Origin of the sequence: Rhodopseudomonas sp. G2_2311 (genome assembly GCF_047501505.1) — a bacterium.
GTDB classification, from domain to species: domain Bacteria; phylum Pseudomonadota; class Alphaproteobacteria; order Rhizobiales; family Xanthobacteraceae; genus Rhodopseudomonas; species Rhodopseudomonas palustris_H.
In genome coordinates, this window is record NZ_JAZDRK010000023.1 from 43868 (window position 1) to 60261 (window position 16394).

The 16394-nt window shown below is 66.9% G+C and carries 13 protein-coding genes; 4 read left to right on the top strand and 9 right to left on the bottom strand.

Annotation, left to right across the window (positions count from 1 at the left end):
* Positions 1-18 precede the first annotated feature (18 nt).
* The 4 genes from VRZ08_RS21970 to VRZ08_RS21985 form a co-directional block, all read right to left on the bottom strand.
* Positions 19-2244, bottom strand: coding sequence for a TonB-dependent receptor domain-containing protein (locus VRZ08_RS21970; protein ID WP_414533898.1), 2226 nt, complete (start codon positions 2242-2244; stop codon positions 19-21).
* A gap of 60 nt (positions 2245-2304) precedes the next feature.
* On the bottom strand, positions 2305-2649 hold the full coding sequence (locus VRZ08_RS21975; protein ID WP_234822347.1) for a DUF2946 family protein: 345 nt from the start codon (positions 2647-2649) through the stop codon (positions 2305-2307).
* Positions 2650-2764: 115 nt separating this feature from the next.
* Positions 2765-3403, bottom strand: a complete 639-nt coding sequence (locus VRZ08_RS21980; protein ID WP_414533910.1) for an NrsF family protein — start codon at positions 3401-3403, stop codon at positions 2765-2767.
* Positions 3404-3405: 2 nt separating this feature from the next.
* On the bottom strand, positions 3406-3951 hold the full coding sequence (locus VRZ08_RS21985) for a sigma-70 family RNA polymerase sigma factor (protein WP_107354972.1): 546 nt from the start codon (positions 3949-3951) through the stop codon (positions 3406-3408).
* A 254-nt stretch (positions 3952-4205) separates the two neighbouring features.
* Here VRZ08_RS21985 and VRZ08_RS21990 point away from each other — a divergent pair, with 254 nt between their 5' ends.
* From VRZ08_RS21990 to VRZ08_RS22000, 3 genes are all read left to right on the top strand, one after another.
* Positions 4206-4943 (top strand): hypothetical protein, encoded by a 738-nt coding sequence (locus tag VRZ08_RS21990; protein WP_414533899.1) that lies wholly within the window; start codon positions 4206-4208, stop codon positions 4941-4943.
* Between the two features lie 85 nt (positions 4944-5028).
* The gene (locus tag VRZ08_RS21995) at positions 5029-5808 is read left to right on the top strand and encodes an enoyl-CoA hydratase (protein WP_107343783.1); all 780 of its coding nucleotides are present in this window, start codon (positions 5029-5031) and stop codon (positions 5806-5808) included.
* A gap of 198 nt (positions 5809-6006) precedes the next feature.
* Positions 6007-7425 (top strand): TolC family outer membrane protein, encoded by a 1419-nt coding sequence (locus VRZ08_RS22000; RefSeq protein WP_107354970.1) that lies wholly within the window; start codon positions 6007-6009, stop codon positions 7423-7425.
* 204 nt (positions 7426-7629) lie between these two features.
* Here the strand turns inward: VRZ08_RS22000 and VRZ08_RS22005 are convergent, their stop codons facing one another.
* From VRZ08_RS22005 to VRZ08_RS22025, 5 genes are all read right to left on the bottom strand, one after another.
* On the bottom strand, positions 7630-7914 hold the full coding sequence (locus VRZ08_RS22005; RefSeq protein WP_414533900.1) for a hypothetical protein: 285 nt from the start codon (positions 7912-7914) through the stop codon (positions 7630-7632).
* Between the two features lie 241 nt (positions 7915-8155).
* Complete coding sequence (locus tag VRZ08_RS22010) at positions 8156-11278, bottom strand: efflux RND transporter permease subunit (RefSeq protein WP_414533901.1); 3123 nt, start codon at positions 11276-11278, stop codon at positions 8156-8158.
* Between the two features lie 159 nt (positions 11279-11437).
* A complete protein-coding gene (locus VRZ08_RS22015) occupies positions 11438-12676 on the bottom strand; it encodes an efflux RND transporter periplasmic adaptor subunit (protein WP_414533902.1) in 1239 nt (412 codons plus the stop codon).
* Positions 12677-12894: 218 nt separating this feature from the next.
* Complete coding sequence (locus VRZ08_RS22020; protein WP_414533903.1) at positions 12895-14292, bottom strand: CoA transferase; 1398 nt, start codon at positions 14290-14292, stop codon at positions 12895-12897.
* Between the two features lie 50 nt (positions 14293-14342).
* On the bottom strand, positions 14343-15293 hold the full coding sequence (locus VRZ08_RS22025; RefSeq protein WP_414533904.1) for a LysR family transcriptional regulator: 951 nt from the start codon (positions 15291-15293) through the stop codon (positions 14343-14345).
* Between the two features lie 81 nt (positions 15294-15374).
* Here VRZ08_RS22025 and VRZ08_RS22030 point away from each other — a divergent pair, with 81 nt between their 5' ends.
* Complete coding sequence (locus VRZ08_RS22030; protein WP_414533905.1) at positions 15375-16328, top strand: NAD-dependent epimerase/dehydratase family protein; 954 nt, start codon at positions 15375-15377, stop codon at positions 16326-16328.
* The last annotated feature ends 66 nt before the right edge of the window (positions 16329-16394 follow it).

Here is a 16394-nt window from a genome sequence, read left to right on the forward strand (position 1 = left end):
ATGAAATCGACATCCGCATCACCACCTCGCCTTGAAGCCGGCATAGACGGCGCGGCCGGTACCGGGTTCGAACAGCGGCGAGTTGGCGTTCGCCTTGTCGATGATGCTGGCCGAGGCGATGTAGGTCTTGTCGAGCAGGTTGCGGCCTTCGATGTAGATCGAATACGGCCCGCCATTGTCGATTCCCGCTTTGAGGCCGAGCAGTGAGTACGGCTCGGTCTGAAGCGTATTGGCGCTGTCGACGTAGTAGGCCTGCGGCACCCATTCGACGTTCGGGCCCATATAGAAGCCGTTCGGATTCTTGTAGAGCAGTTCGGCGCGCAGATAGTGCCGCGGGGCGCCGGGCAGCAGGTTGTTGCCGAACTTGGCGTCGCTGTCGAAGCGGAAGTCGTTCAGCGTATAAGCCATGTTCAGCCACAGCCGATCCGGCGCGCCGGCTCGCTCGAACAAATGCTTGAACAGCGTCACGCCGAGGCCGGCTTCGACACCTTGATGTAGGGTGCGGTCGGCGTTGGTGACGTTGCAGTTGCCGAACGCGCTGTAGAGACACAGCAGTTCGTCCTTGATCTCGGCCCGGTACAGGCTGAGATCCCAGGTGACGTCGGGACGGCGCCCGCGGGTGCCGATCTCGTAGGTCGTGGCGCGCTGCGGGCGGATGCTGGTGAACGGGATCGTCGGAATGCCGGGGCCCGACGCACTCTCGCCGAAGCTCGGCACCTCGGCGCTGCGCGAGACGTTGGCGAAGGCCTGCCAGTTCGGATCGATCTGCCAGAGCAGTCCCCCCTTTGGGCTCCACAGGTTGAACTCGGTGGAGCCGGACTGATCACCATCCGACAGGAAGCGATCGCGGCGGTCGCGGGTGGCGTGCAGGAATTGCGTGCCGCCGACCAGCGCGACGTTCTGCAGGAAGTAGAACGAGTCTTCGATATAGACGCTGGTGTTGGTCGACTTGTCGAGCGACGACGACGCCAGCGCGCCCTTGTTGCCGGCGACGTTGACGTACTGCTTGTTGTCGATCCGGCCGTTCAACAGATTGACGCCGGCGACCAGGCGATTGCGATAGCCGCCGATGATGCGATCGTCGGTGACTTTGGCGAAGCCGCCGTAGTCCTGATAGCGATAGTCCAGCCACTGGAAGATCGGATGCATCAGATGGCGGTCGACGCCGAAGGCGCCGAAATCGACGACGGTGTCCTCGAACCGGATCGTGGTCTTATTGGCGAGCCTCACGGTGTCGATGTTGCGCTGCTGATCCAGCGCGACGTTGCCGGCCGCCGCGGTCTGCGGCGAATTCAGCGCGATGTCCTTGGTGACGGTGCCGGGGATCTTCTGCCGGACGCTGTTGGCGTTGAGATAGAACCGCGTCTCGATATCGGGCGTGATCTGATAGCCGACATTGCCGCTCAGCCGGTACGCCTGACCGTCGCTGTGATTGCGGAAGCCGTCCGCGGCCTGCGCCGACGCCGTGATGTAGCCATCCCAGGGACCGTTGACGCCGCCGGCATTGGCCTGCAGCCGGCGATAGCCGAACGCGCCGGCATCGACACTGACGCCGTTCGGAAACGGATCGCGGCCGGTCTTGGTGACGAAATTGATCGCGCCGCCGAGCGAATTGGCACCGAACTGCAGCGCATTGGCGCCCTTGTAAACCGAGACGTAGTTGTAGGCGGTCGGATCGATCTCCTGGAAATCGCCATAGCCGTCGGCGGTGTTGATCGGAATGCCGTCCATGTAGAGCTGCACGCCGCGCAGATGGAAATTGCGCGACAGGCCCGAGCCGCGGATCGACAGCCGGGTGTCGTCGCCCCATTTCGGCTGCGCGAATACGCCCGGCACGTAGTCGAGAATATCCTTGATGGTGCTCGCCACCGTCGAGTTGCGATAGGCGTTGGCCGGCACCAGCGCGACGCCGCCGGGCGTCTGCTCGATATCGCGCAGCGCCTGCTGCACGGTGAGTACGGTCAGCGCCGGCCCGCGCGCGACCTCGCTTGCGGCCGGTGCCGCGGACGGCTGCACGGCGGGGGTGGCGCTACGCACCGCGCGCGTGGACTGCGAGGCAGCGCGCGGCTTCGGACGCGCCGGCGCCGGACGGGCGGCTTGATCGGGCGCCTGCACGGTGACCGGCGGCAGGGTGCTGTCGGAACGGCTTTGCGCCGCGGCGGGCAAGGCGACGAGGCAGGTGGAGACGAGCGCGGTGGCGTGCACAAGCAAATGCCTGCGCGACCGCGGGAATGCGGATGACATGACGGAACTCCGGCAACTGATCGGACGATGAGGGGGACGCGCGCAACGCGCGCGCGATCGTCAGGTCAGAACCGGCGGGCCGCGGGGCTGATGGGCGGGAGACGGCCGCAGCGCGACGAACGGCGTCGCGCGCGGGACTTCGTAGCGGATGCTGAAGGCGATCCGGATCGCGAGCGCCGGCGACAGCGGCGGCGGGGTCGCGCTGACGTGCTGGCCGAGGCACAGCGGGCAGCGAATCGGAACGGCCTTGGCCGGCTGGCCGGCATCACCCGCGGCGCCATCATCCACGGCAGCGATACAGAACTCGTGACCGGTGATGAGTTGAACCGGAGACTGTCCGGCGAGCAGCGTGCTGGCGAGTACGACATTGAGCACGAGCGCGTAGGCAGCGACCCAAGCCGCCACCAATGCCCTCGCCCGCCGTCGTGAAAACCCGCTCATCCGCGCCCCTTGGTGTTTTGCTACCACAGGCGCAAAGCGAGTCAAATTCATTCGCGATCAGTAACGTCCCGGAGGTGTCTCAGTAACGCAGCACCCGGGGTCCCAGCACGGCGCCAAGACCGGCCACCATCACGGTCGCCAGCGTGTACCAGGTGGCGACGAACAGCGGGGAATCGTCGACGCAATGCGCGGCATACAGCGTGCCGGCGAGCCCGGCCGACAGCAGACCGGCGAGCGCACCCGCGACCGCCGGACGCGACGGCGCGCCGCGGCGCAGCCCGATCAGCGCGGCGCCGAGGAACGGCAGCGACAGCACCGGGATCGAGCCGAGGCACAGCAGCGAGTTGTGACCGAGCAGCCGCGTCATCGCCGAGGTGCGATGCGGCAGCATCGCTTCGGCGCCGATCGCGAGGCCGAGGATCGCCAGCGGTGCCAGCAGCAGCAGGCGCCAGCCTTTCGCCGTCGCCTCGGGGCGCGACAGATGCAGAGCGACGATGATCGCCGACAGCGACAGCGCCAGCGTCACCACGAATTTCAGGTCGAAGAACGGATTGCGCATCGCCTCGTGCAGATCCGGGCGCAGGCCGAGCGTCGTCAGCAGCAGCGCCGCCGACACCGGCAGCGCCACCAGCAGCGCGGCGGCCAGCATCTGCCCGACTGGGCGATCGCGGCTGGCACCGTCGGCGGCGAGCGCTTGGATCAGGCGGTCGGTTTCCATGGTCACACCGTTCTCAATTTGGCGGCGAGCGCCGACAGGCCGCGATGCAGCGCCACCCGCACTGCGCCCTCGCTCATCGATAGTTTCGCCGCGGTGTCCTTGATCGAGGCGCTGTCGACCGCGATCGATTGCAGCACGTCGCGCTGCCGCGGCGGCAAGCCTTCAAGATGCCGCGTCACTTCGCTGGCGGGCAGCGTCTCCGGTGCCGGTTCGCTCGCCAGCGTGTCGGCGAAATCATCGATATCGACGAACACCCGGCGGCCGCGGCGGCGCAGCGTATCGATCAGCTTGTTGCGAGCGATCGCAAACAGCCACGGGGCGAACGGCGCGCCCGAATCCCAGGTGTGCCGCTTCAGATGCACCGCCAGCAGAATGTCTTGCACAATATCCTCAGCCTGATCGACCGGCTGGCCGGCGCGGGCGAGACCGCGCCGCGCCCCTGCGCGCAGCACCGGCGTGACACTCTGGAGTAGCCGCCGATACGCGACGCTGTCGCCGGCATTGGCTGACCGCATCAGGTCGGTCCATTCGTCGTCACGTCCGCGCACGCACGCTCCCGTCCAACAATTCGGCCCTAACTGCGGTTCGTTACGCCCCACCGGGGCGATCACGGAGTCGTGAGGGAAACCGCCAGACGACGGCGTTTGCCAGCCGTTGCCATAGCACCGAACGACGCTCCGCAGCCACTTCGCGCCACTGCCCAGATGTTGCCGCGGATCGGCAATGTTTCCTCATGGTTTGGCCCCGCTGACGCCACCGCCCCGCGCTTTCTGGTCGCGGGCTGGCAAATGGGGAGAATGTCATGGACATCAAAGCCAGCGGGCGCTCGGCTCTGATCATTGCAGCAGGATTGACGGTGGGCTTGTGGTGCGTGGCACCGGCGACACCGAGCTTCGCGGCCCCGCAGGCCGCCGCAAGCGATAGCGGAAGCGCACCCAAGCCGGCGCCGAAGAAAAAGGCCGTCAAGCACCACGCCAAGCCGGCCAAGGCCAAGCAGGCCCAAGCCAAGCCTTCCGATACCAAGCCCTCCGAAACAACTCCGTCCGAGGCCAAGCAGTCCGAAGCCAAGTCGGTGGTCAAATCCCCGGTCGAGCAAGGCCGCGCCGCCGACGCCCAGACCGAGCCGAAGCCGCTCGCCGATGCCAGCGGTGCCCTACCCGCCTCGATCGCCAACGCCCATGCCCAGGCGACGCCGGCCGAAGCCGCTCAGGCCCAGCCGACCCCGTCCACGGAAGCCAACCAAGCCCCAGCGCCGGCCGCCGCTGGCGTGACCAATCCCGCCGTGATTGCCGCCGACCAGGTCAACGACCTCGACCGCGCCGCCACAACCGATGCGCCGCAGCTCCAGGCCCAAATGCAGCCGCAACAGCCTGCCGCCGCCGAGACCGCAGCCGCCCCGCAGCCGCAAGCCGAGACGCAGGCCAAAGCCACCACCCACGATGACGATGCGTGGGACAAGGCGTCACTGATCGGCAAGATCTTCATCGCGGCCGGCGGCCTCCTCACTCTCGCCTCCGCGGCGCGGATGTTCATGGCCTGAGGGCGTCCGCGCCCACCCCTTGAAGCCGCTGGCGGCAGCGGGCAGATTGCCCGCGGCCGCGGTCGGCCTTCCGGGGACATGCATCATGAGCACATTCGAATTCATCATCGTCGAGCGTCAGAACGCGGTCGGCATCATCAAGCTCAACCGCCCGAAGATGCTGAATGCGCTGTCGTTCGGCGTGTTCCGCGAGATTGGCGCGGCGGTCGAGGATCTCGAGGCCGACGATGCGATCGGATGCATCCTGATCACCGGCAGCGAGAAGGCGTTCGCCGCCGGCGCCGACATCAAGGAGATGCAGCCGAAGGGCTTCATCGACATGTTCAACGAGGACTTCACCTCGATCGGCGGCGACCGGCTGGCACGCTGCCGCAAGCCGACCGTTGCCGCGGTCGCCGGCTACGCGCTCGGCGGCGGCTGCGAATTGGCGATGATGTGCGACATCATTATCGCCGCCGACACCGCCAAGTTCGGTCAGCCGGAAATCACCCTGGGCACCATTCCGGGCATCGGCGGCACCCAGCGTCTCACCCGCGCCATCGGCAAGTACAAGGCGATGGATCTGTGCCTCACCGGACGGATGATGGACGCGCAGGAAGCCGAACGCTCGGGCCTGGTCAGCCGCATCGTGCCGGCCGATAAGCTGATGGAAGAAGCACTCGGGGCCGCCGAGAAGATTGCCACGATGTCGCGCCCCACCGCAGCGATGGCCAAGAGCGCGGTGAACCGTGCGCTGGAAACCACGCTCGCCGAAGGTCTCGCGATCGAGCGCGACCTGTTCCGGTCGACCTTCGCGCTGGAAGACCGCGCCGAGGGCATGGCGGCGTTCATCGAAAAGCGCAAGCCGAACAACCAGAACCGCTGACAACACGCTGACAGATCGCGGCCGCTGCGCCGGAAAGCGTGCACAATACCGCGCGCCTCATCGTCGCAGCGTTGCCGCATCACAACACCCCCGCGCGGCAACGGCAGCTGTCGGGCCCGGTCGATTGCCTCGCGTTGCACTGCGTTCTACAAACGCGCAGGCATCGCGGGGCGGATGTCCAGGAGGGCGCGGGACCGCATGGTTTGGTGGACGAGACTCGTTGGCAGTGCGTATCGCGCTCATCGCTCGGCGTTGACCCTGGGGGTCGCGACGGCGATCGGCGTCGCAGCGGCCGGACCGGTATCGGCCGAAGGACTATCCGACGCGCTGGTCAAGGCTTACCAGTCCAACCCGCAACTCACTGCCGAACGCGCCCGTCAGCGCGCGACTGACGAGAACGTGCCGCAAGCGCTCGCCGGCTACCGGCCGCAGCTTCTGGCCACGCTCGGCGCCGGGCTGCAGCAGGTGCGCAACCTGCTCCCCACCAATACTTACCAGGGCGACACGCTGCGGCCGTGGACCATCGGCGTCACCGTCACACAGACGCTGTTCAACGGCTTCCGCACTGCCAACAGCGTGCGGGTCGCCGAGCTGCAGGTGAAGTCGGGCCGCGAGGCGCTGCGCAACGTCGGCCAGGGCGTGCTGCTTGACGCGGTGACGGCCTACACCAACGTGCTCGCCAACCAGGCCTTGGTGGCGGCGCAGAAGGCCAACGTCGATTTCCTCAGCCAGACGCTCGACATCACCAAGAAGCGCCTGAACGCCGGCGACGTCACCCCGACCGACACCGCGCAGGCCGAAGCCCGCCTCAACCGCGGACGCGCCGACCTGAACGCGGCGGAAGTGAACCTCGCGATCAGCCAAGCCACCTACGCGGCGGTGATCGGCAGTCCGCCGGGCACGCTGAGCAATGCCACGCCGGTCGACCGGTTGCTGCCGAAGAGCCGCGAGGATGCGATCGCGCAGGCGGCGAAGGGCAACCCCGCAGTGCTGGCGGCGGGCTACGATGTCGACGTCGCCACCACCACCATCAAGGTCGCCGAAGGCGCGCTGCTGCCGACCGTGACATTGCAGGGCAGCGCCAGCCGCGCCAGCCAGACCGACTCCACGCTCGGCACCTACGGCACCGACCAGGCCTCGGTGATCGGCCAGATCAACGCGCCGATCTACGACGGCGGCACTGCTGCGTCGCAGACCCGGCAATCGAAAGAACTGGCGGCGCAGAGCCGCTCGGTGCTCGACCTGGTGCGCAACCAGACCCGCACTGCGGCGATCGGCGCCTGGGTGTCGAACGAAGGCGCCAAGATCGCGGTGAGCGCCGCGGAATCCGAAGTGCGCGCTGCCGAAATCGCGCTGCAGGGTGTCAGCCGCGAAGCCCAGGGCGGCCAGCGCACCACCGTCGACGTGCTGAACTCGCAGCAGGATCTGATCCAGGCGAAAGCCCGGCTGATCGGCGCGCAGCGCGACCGCGTGGTCGCGTCCTATACGCTGCTCAGCGCGATCGGCCGCCTCGACGTCCAGAACCTCGGCCTGAACACCCCGGACTATCTGCCCGACGTGCACTACCAGCAGGTCCGCGACGCTTGGCACGGCCTGCGCACCCCGTCGGGACAGTAAGCGTCGATCCACAACCTTTGACGACGCTGCGGGAGACGCACACAGCGTTCCCACGTCCCCTCTCCCCTCATGGCCGGTCTTGACCCGGGCATCCACGACTTTCGCGCAGACGCTCAGCAAACCATGGCTGCCCGGGACGAGCCTGGGCACAATGCCTGCAAGGCACCGCGTTTCTTAACGACGGTCCGAAGCGCCTGGCTGCGCTCAATACACCTTGAACTGATTGCCGCTAAAAGCGCTAAATGCGTCGACGTCGGGGGCGCTGAAGCTGGCGGCTTCCGGCTGCAGGACGGCGCGCGGCGGAAAGCGATCCTCGCGCGGCGGGAATGCCGGGCCATGCGTCGCGGTCACGGTGGCGGCGGTGTCGCCGAGCGCGCGGCCGGTATCCAGGCTGATGAAATGCTGCTGGGAACACGCCAGACAGAACACCGGCTCATAGCTCGGCCGATCCTCGCCGACCACCTCGTCGGCAAGCCAGGTCTGAGTCATCAGACCATTCTGCGGGCATCGGTAAACCAGAAGCTTGGCCATGGTTGAATGTTGCCATGGCCTCGCGTGCCCTCCTTGACTCAGGTCAAGATGCCGCTGCGGTGTATCGCCGCGACGGTTCTGTCATCAGGGCGTCACACGGTAACAGCGCAGTTGTTGCGTATTTTCAGCACGATCTCGCGCCACCCGGAGAACTCCTACCCGCGTTACTACGAGGGAGCGCGAATGGCCGGCGGGGCGATTAGTTGGCGCGCCGCCGGGAGAAATACGAGATCAAAACCGGCAGGGTGATGAGAATCACCCCCGGGGCCAGCATCATGCCGGTGACCACCACGATCGCCAACGGCTTCTGCACCTGCGAGCCGATTCCGGTCGACATCGCCGCCGGCAGCAGGCCGACGCCGGCGATCACGCAGGTCATCAGCACCGGCCGAAGCTGCAGCTCGCCGGTGCGGACCACCGCGCGCAGCCGATCGAGCCCCTGGTCGATCAACTGATTGAACTGCGACAGGATGATGATGCCGTCCATCACCGCAATACCGAACAGCGCGATGAAGCCGATCGCCGCCGACACGCTGAACGGGATGCCGCTGACCAGCAGGCCCATCACGCCGCCGAAGATCGCCATCGGGATCACGCTCATCGCCAGCAGCGTGTCGGTGAGCGAGCCGAAATTGAAGAACAGCAGCGCGCCGATCAGCGCCAGGCTGATCGGGACCACGATCGACAACCGCTTGATCGCATCTTGCAGATTGCCGAATTCGCCGACCCATTCCATTCGCGAGCCCGGCGGCAACCGGACCTGGGCGTTGACCTTGTCCTGGGCCTCACGGATCGCGCTGCCGAGATCGCGCTCGCGCACCGAGAACTTGATCGGCAGATAGCGCTCCTGGTCCTCGCGATAGATGTAGGCGGCACCGGACACCAGCTGGATGTCGGCGAGTTCACTGAGCGGGATCTGGGTGATGCCGTTCGGCCCCTGCACGCCGATCCGCAGATTGTGGATCGCCTCAGCGCTCTTGCGATATTCCGGCGCCAGCCGGACGATGATCGGGAAATGCCGGTCGCTGCCCGGCTCGTACAAATCACCGGCAGTGTCGCCGCCGATCGCCACCTTGATGGTGGCGTTGATGTCGCCGGGCGTCAGCCCGTAGCGCGCGGCGCGAGCCCGGTTGACGTCGATCTGGATCGTCGGTTGGCCGAGCGAGGTGAACACCGCGAGGTCCTGCACGCCCTGCACCGTCGACAGCACCGCTTTGATCTTGTTGGCGGTGTCGGTCAGCGCCTGCAGGTCGTTGCCGTACAGCTTGATCGAGTTCTCGCCCTTCACGCCGGACACGGCTTCGGAGACGTTGTCCTGCAGATACTGCGAGAAGTTGAACTCGACGCCTGGGAATTTTGCCTGCAGCTGCTTCAGCATCCGCGCCGTCAGCTCGTCCTTGTCGTGGCTGCCGGGCCATTGCGAGGCGGGCTTCAGCGGCGCGAAGAACTCAGCGTTGAAGAAGCCGGCGGCATCGGTGCCGTCGTCGGGCCGGCCATGCTGCGACACCACCGACTCGACCTCGGGGAAGCTGGCGATCAGCTTGCGCATATCGTTGACGTAGCCGTTGCCCTCGGTCAGCGAAATCGTCGGCGGCAGCGTGGCGCGGATCCAGAGGTTGCCTTCTTCCAGCTTCGGCAGGAATTCGAGCCCCAGGAAGCGTGTGGCGATCAGGGTAGTCAGCACCAGACCCGCCGCGCCGGCCATCACCACCGGACGGTTCTTCACCGCCCAGCTGAGCCACGGCGTGTAGACCTTGTGCAGCATCCGCATCAGCCAGGTCTCGGTCTCCTGAACGTGGTGCGGCAGGATGATGGCGCTGAGCGCCGGCGTCACCGTGAAGGTCGCCAGCAGGCCGCCGGCGAGCGCATAGGCGTAGGTCCGGGCCATCGGGCCGAAGATGTTGCCCTCGACGCCGGACAGCGTGAACAGCGGCAGGAACGCCGCGATGATGATCGCCGCGGCGAAGAAGATCGAGCGCGACACGTCCGCGGCGGCGGAGCGGATCGCGTGCTTCTTCATCCCCATGATGGTGTCGGCGGAGATCTGGCTACGCTCTTCGGGCGACAGCACGGTGGTGTGCGAGAGTCGCCTGAAGATCGCCTCGACCATGATCACGGTGGCGTCGACGATCAACCCGAAGTCGATCGCGCCGACCGACAACAGGTTGGCGGACTCCCCGCGGAGCACCAGGATGATCACCGCAAAGAACAGCGCGAACGGAATCGTCGCGCCGACGATCAGCGCGCTGCGCAGGTCGCCGAGGAAGATCCACTGCAGCAGCACGATCAGCAGGATGCCCACCACCATGTTGTGCAGCACGGTGTGGGTGGTGGTGTCGATCAGATCCTTGCGGTCGTAGATCCGCTCGATCCGCACGCCGGGCGGCAGCAGGCCCGAGGCGTTGATCTTGGTGACCGCCTGCTCCACCCGCGCGATCGTCGGCGAGCTCTGCTCGCCGCGCCGCATCAGCACGATGCCCTGGACGATGTCGTCGTCGTTGTTGATGCCGGCGATGCCGAGCCGCGGCTTCTCGGCGACGTTGACCTTGGCGACGTCCTTGACCAGCACCGGATTGCCGTTGTTCGACGCCACCATCGTATTGGCGAGATCGTCGAGCGAACGGATCAGGCCGACGCCGCGCACCACCGCGGATTGCGCGCCGATGTCGACGGTGTTGCCGCCGACATTGATGTTGGAGTTGGAGACCGCCTGCAGCACCTGCGGCAGCGTCAGGCCGTAGGCGATCAGCTTGTTGAAATCGACCTGGACCTCGTAGGTCTTGGTCTTGCCGCCCCAGCCGGTGACGTCGATCACACCGGGAATGGCCCGGAAGCGGCGTTGCAGCACCCAGTCCTGCAGCGTCTTCAGATCGAGCACGCTGTAGCCGGGCGGGCCGACCAGCCGATAGCGGAAGATTTCGCCGATCGGGCTGAGCGGCGAGATACCGGGCTGGACGTTGCCTGGCAGCGGCGGCAGCTGCGACAGCCGGTTGAGCACCTGCTGCAGCGCCTCCTGATATGTGTAGTCGAACGAGAACTGCAGTTTGACGTCGGACAGGCCGTACAACGAGATCGTCCGGATGGTCTTCAGGTTCTTGATGCCGGCGACCTGGGTCTCGATCGGAATCGTAATGTAGCGCTCGATCTCCTCGGCCGAGAGCCCGGGGCTCTGGGTGACGATGTCGACCATCGGCGGGGTCGGATCGGGATAGGCTTCGATATTGAGATGTTCGAACGCGGCGACACCGCCCGCCAGCACCAGCAAGAACAGCGCGAGCATCAGGAAACGGCGGTTGACCGCGAGTTCGACGAGGCGACCCATGCGGATCGGACCTTTCAGGGCAGGCGGAGGCTGTGAGGCGCTGGTCCGGCGATTATGTCGATCAATGCCGCAGGCCGTTCAGAAGAACAAGCGACCGCAGGCTGAGGGCGGGAGCACCGGCGGCGGGACCGCGCGGCGACGGTCGTGTGCAGACCGGAGTTACCCGGTGGCAGCCCGATCGATGAATAGGCTGCCGCGGGTGATGACCTTTTCGCCCGGACGGAGATTGCCGGTGACTTCGACCATGTCGCCGGCCGACAGGCCCGGCTTCACCGTACGCAGCTCGATCGAGCGGTCGTCATGCGCGACCCAGACCCGGACCTGGTCGCCTTCGTAGATCAGCGCCTGGCGCGGCACGCCGACGGCCGGATGATCCGATGGCGAGTAGATCGTGACGTTGGCGAACATTTCCGGCTTCAGCAGCCCGCCTGGATTGTCGATGGTGGCGCGTACCGTCAGCCGACGGGTGGTCGGGTCGATCGCCGCGGCGACGTAGTCGATCCGGCCGGTCAGCGTACGGCCCGGCAGCGCCAGCACCTTGAAGCTGATGTCCTGGCCTTCGGCGACATCGGCAGCTTCACTTTCGCGGACAAAAGCGGTCAGCCACACCGTCGACAGATCGCCGATCATATAGACGGGATCGCTGGAGCCGGCGTTGACGTACTGGCCCGGACCGACCCTGCGCTGCACAACGGTGCCGGCGATCGGCGCCACGATGGTGGTCTCGGGATTGATATTGCCCTTGTCCTGGAACGCCGAGATCGCGGACTCGCTAAGGCCGAGAATGCGCAGCCGGTTACGCGCGGCTTCGAGCGCCGTGGTGGCCGACTGGAAATCGTTCTGCGCGGTGACCAGCGTCGCCTGCGCCTGCTGATAGTCCTTCAGCGGCACCGCCTTGCCTTCGAACAGATCGCGGGCGCGCTTGTCCTGAAGCTGCGCCAGATCGAGCTGCGACTTCGCCTTGTTGAGCGCGGTCGAGGCGGTGATGAAATCGTTCTGAGCCTGGACGGTGTCGGGCGCTTCGATCGAGAACAGCGGCTGGCCCTTGGTGACGTGGTCGCCGGGGCGCGCCAGCAGCTTGGTCACCCGGCCCGCATAGGGCGAGAACACCGGGGTGGCGCGGTCTTCGTCGATCGCGATCTTGCCTTCGGTGACGTGCTCGGCGCGGAAGCTGCGGTCGCTTACCGGCTCGATCGTCAGGCTGGCCCATTCGGCCGGGGTCGGGGTGTAGCGGTCGGCACTGCGGCGCGACTGGCTAGAAATATCGGTGTGGCCGCGACCGGGCTGCTTGAATTGAGCCAGCTCGTAACCGCCCACGGCAACGCCGGCCGCAACGCACGCAGCCGCGATCCACCAGGTGCGCCGAAGACGCAGATTTCGAAGAAAATGTTCGCGCATGCCCTGCCTGAGCTCCGGCTTGATCGCCGCGTTGCCTCCCTGACGGCTGATAATGCCCGAATCGTGGCCAGCGCAAAGTGAAAACGGCAAAAATGCGCTTAGCAGCGAATGATGACACCAGCGCGTCAGCCGCCGACCGAGACGCGCGCCTCAATGGGCAGGCTTACGAATTCCATCCTGAACGGCACATTAACCGGTGGAACCGGCGGCCGGAGGCCTTAACCACGGGCCGGCCAGGCCGCCGGATCGGTCCCCAGCGGCACCGCCGGGCGGACCCAGGCGGCCGGCGTGGCGCTGAGAACCGCAGAATGCCGGACCGCCTGCAGCGTCCCGAAGCCGGATTGGGCCCGTTCGAGATACGGCGCCGCCGCTTCCTGGCCAATCTCGGGGGTGGCGAGACCGTGCGGCAGCCGCCCCATCTCCCACAGCCATTTTCCGGTGCGGGCCAGCGACACCTGGACGTGCCAACTGCCGCCCTCGCGCGCCTGGCGGGCCTTGGCGATCATCGCCCCGAACGCCATCAGGTAGCCGGTCGCATGATCGAGGATCTGCATCGGCAATTCCTTCGGCCCGGCAACGCCGGCCGCCTGCCCTTCGGCATGGTTGAAGCCGGTGGCGCACTGCACCAGGGAGTCGAAGCCGCGCCGCTCCGCCCACGGACCCGAGCGTCCATAAGCGGACAGTGACACGTAAACGATGCCGGGATTGATCGCTGCCGCTTCCTCGGGCGAGAAGCCGAGCGCAGCGAGCGAGCGCGGGCGATAGCCCTGGCTGAAGATGTCCGCTTCGGTGAGCAATTCGCGCAGCGCGGAGTGGCCCTCAGGCGTGGTCAGGTCGGCGAAGCTCGACAGCTTGCCGCGGCCGGTGTCGATCACCAGCCAGGGGATCGACGGCAGCCGAGGGCTCGACACCAGCATCACGTCGGCGCCATGCGCCGCCAGAGTCCGGCCTGCAACCGGGCCGGCGATCACCCGCGACAGATCGAGTACACGCAGACCGGCGAGCGGCCGGCTGCCTTCCGGCCACGGCTTCGGCGCCGCCTCGCCGATCTTGCTGATCTCCACCAGCGGCAACGCATCGAGCGCGGCGGCCTGCGGCAGCGCCTGCCATTCTTCGCGCGAACGCATCAGCGCCACCACGCCGCCGGCCTCATAAGCAGCGGTCTCGAACGCTTCGCCCTCCCACTGCAGCAGCGCGGTCTGCACCGCGTCGCGAACCGGCTCGCAGGCGAGCACCCGGCAGACCGCGTCGCGATGATGCGGAAAGTTGGTGTGCAGCCGGACGTAACGGCCGCCCTTCACCTGATACACGCCGGCGAGCGGATCCCAAGCAGGCGGCGGCGGTTCATCGTTCTTGCGCAAGTAGCGCTCGGAGCGGCACTCGATCGCGGCGTGGCGGATGTCGACGCTGACGCCCTGCGCCTGCCCGCTCCGCATCGCCCAGATCTCCGCCGCCGCCAGCCCGCTCGCCGCAATCGCCACCTGCGCCGCGGCGTCAACCCGAAACGACGACGGCAGTTGCGGCTCGTCGCCGGTCAGCGTCACGCGCTCCAGCGTGACGGCATCAGCGCCGACGGAGGTCCAGAGATCAGCAAGCAGATCACGGGGAGATTGCATACGCCTTGCCTCCCGGCTCCCATCGGAGCCGCCTGGGTGACGGCGCACGGCTAAGTCGATCGGCGCGCCGCGCGTTGACCACGATCCGCATAGGCCGGCCCGGCGACCTCGCGCAAGAGGCCGCGAAACCAGACCAGCAGCGGATCGGCATGACGCAGATGCGACCACACCAGCGTCATCGGCAACTCGATCTCGGTGAACGGCGGCGGTTTGACAATCAGATCGAAGGCGCCGGCAAAGCGGCGCGCCAACGCGCGGGAGATCGTCGTCACCATGTCGGTCGCGGCGACGGCCGCCAGCGCCGCGGTGAAATGCGGCGTGACCAGCGCGACCCGACGGCTTACCCCCGCGGCGGCCAGAATGCCGTCGAGCTCCGAGCGACCGTCGTCGAGCAGCGCGATGCCGACATGGTCGACGTCGGCGTAGTCGCCGATCCGCCAGGTGCGTTTGGCTTTCGGATGGCCGCGCCGCATCACCAGCGCGAGGCGGTCGTCGGCGATCGGCATACTCACCGCACCGGGCGGCAAATCGGTGGTGGCCAGCGCGAAAGCGAAATCCAGCGCGCCGCTCTCCATGCGCTCGCGCAGATCCGCACGGTAGGGCTCGAAGCGCAGATCGATGCCGGGCGCCTCGCGAGCCAGCCGCGCCATCAACTGCGGCGCCAGCAGCACGGTCTGATTGTCAGACGCCGCGATGCGGATGGTGCGCTGTTCGGTGGCCGGGTCGAACCGGCGTTCGCGAAACAGGTTCTTGAGGTCGGCGACGGCGACGCTCAGGAGCGGCACCAAGGCTTGCGCCTTCGGCGTCAGCACCAAGCCATGATGACCGCGGACCAGTAGCGGATCGGCCAGCAGAATGCGCAAGCGCGACAGTGCGCGGCTCATCGCCGGTTGGCTCAGGCCGACGTCCTGCGCCGCGTGGGTGACGTTGCGCCGGCGCAGCAGCGCCTCGAGCGGCGGCAGCAGATTGAGGTCGAGCCCGGCTAAATTCACTTCGCGCATGATAATGATATAAACAATGCATTTTTGATATGCAACGAAACCGCTTAGTCTGCGGTCATCGACTTTGAAAAGGAGTTGCCCATGACGCCGGAGATCGTCCTTCTCGGCTACGGCCCGGTCGGCCGCGCCACCACCGAATTGCTCACAGCCAAAGGCGTTGCGGTGCGGGTAGCGCAACGATCCCGGCCCGCCGATCTTTCGCGCGGCGCTGCGTTTCAAGCCTGCGACGTGCTCGACCCCGCTTCGGTCGCTGGTGCCGTCGCGGGCGCCAGGCAAATCGTCGTCGCGATTGGCTTTCCCTATGTCGGCGAGGTGTGGCGCACTTCGTGGCCAGCGGCGATGCAAAACCTGCTCGCGGCCGCCGCTGCAGCGAATGCGCGGATGGTGTTCGTCGACAACCTGTATATGTACGGCCCGCAGAACGCGCCGCTGCGCGAGGACATGCCGCTGACCGATGCGGGAGTGAAACCCGCAGTGCGCGCCGTCATCACGCGGCTGTGGACGGCGGCGAGCGACGCCGGCCAGGTGCGCGTCGCGGCGCTGCGGGCGCCGGATTTCTACGGGCCGGGCGTCGGGCTGTCGCACCTCGGCGATCTCGCATTCGGCGCACTCGCCAAGGGCAAGCGCGCGATGCTGATCGCGCCGCCCGACACGCTGCACGACTTCGCTTACGTGCCGGATATCGCGCGCGCGGTCGCGACCCTGCTCGACGCCCCGGACGACGCCTTCGGTCAGGCTTGGCACATGCCGAGCGCGCCGATCCGCACCCCGCGGCAGATTCTCGAACTCGGCGCCCGGGCGCTCGGCATGCCCGCGCGGATCACGTCGCTGCCGCAATGGCTGCTGCCGGCGATCGGCACGGTGTCGCCGATGCTGCGGGAGATGACCGAGATGCGATTCCTGTGGGATCGTCCGTACCGCGTCGATGCGCGGAAATTCACCAGCCGGTTTTGGTCAGACGTCACGCCGTTCGAGATCGGCGCTGCGGCGACCGCGTTGTCGTTCCGCGAACGGGCCGCTGCACTGGCGGCGTGATCACTTAGTGAAAGTCCCTTGATGGCGGCAGGATGCGGACGTCACGGGCGTGACGATGGCGTTGGG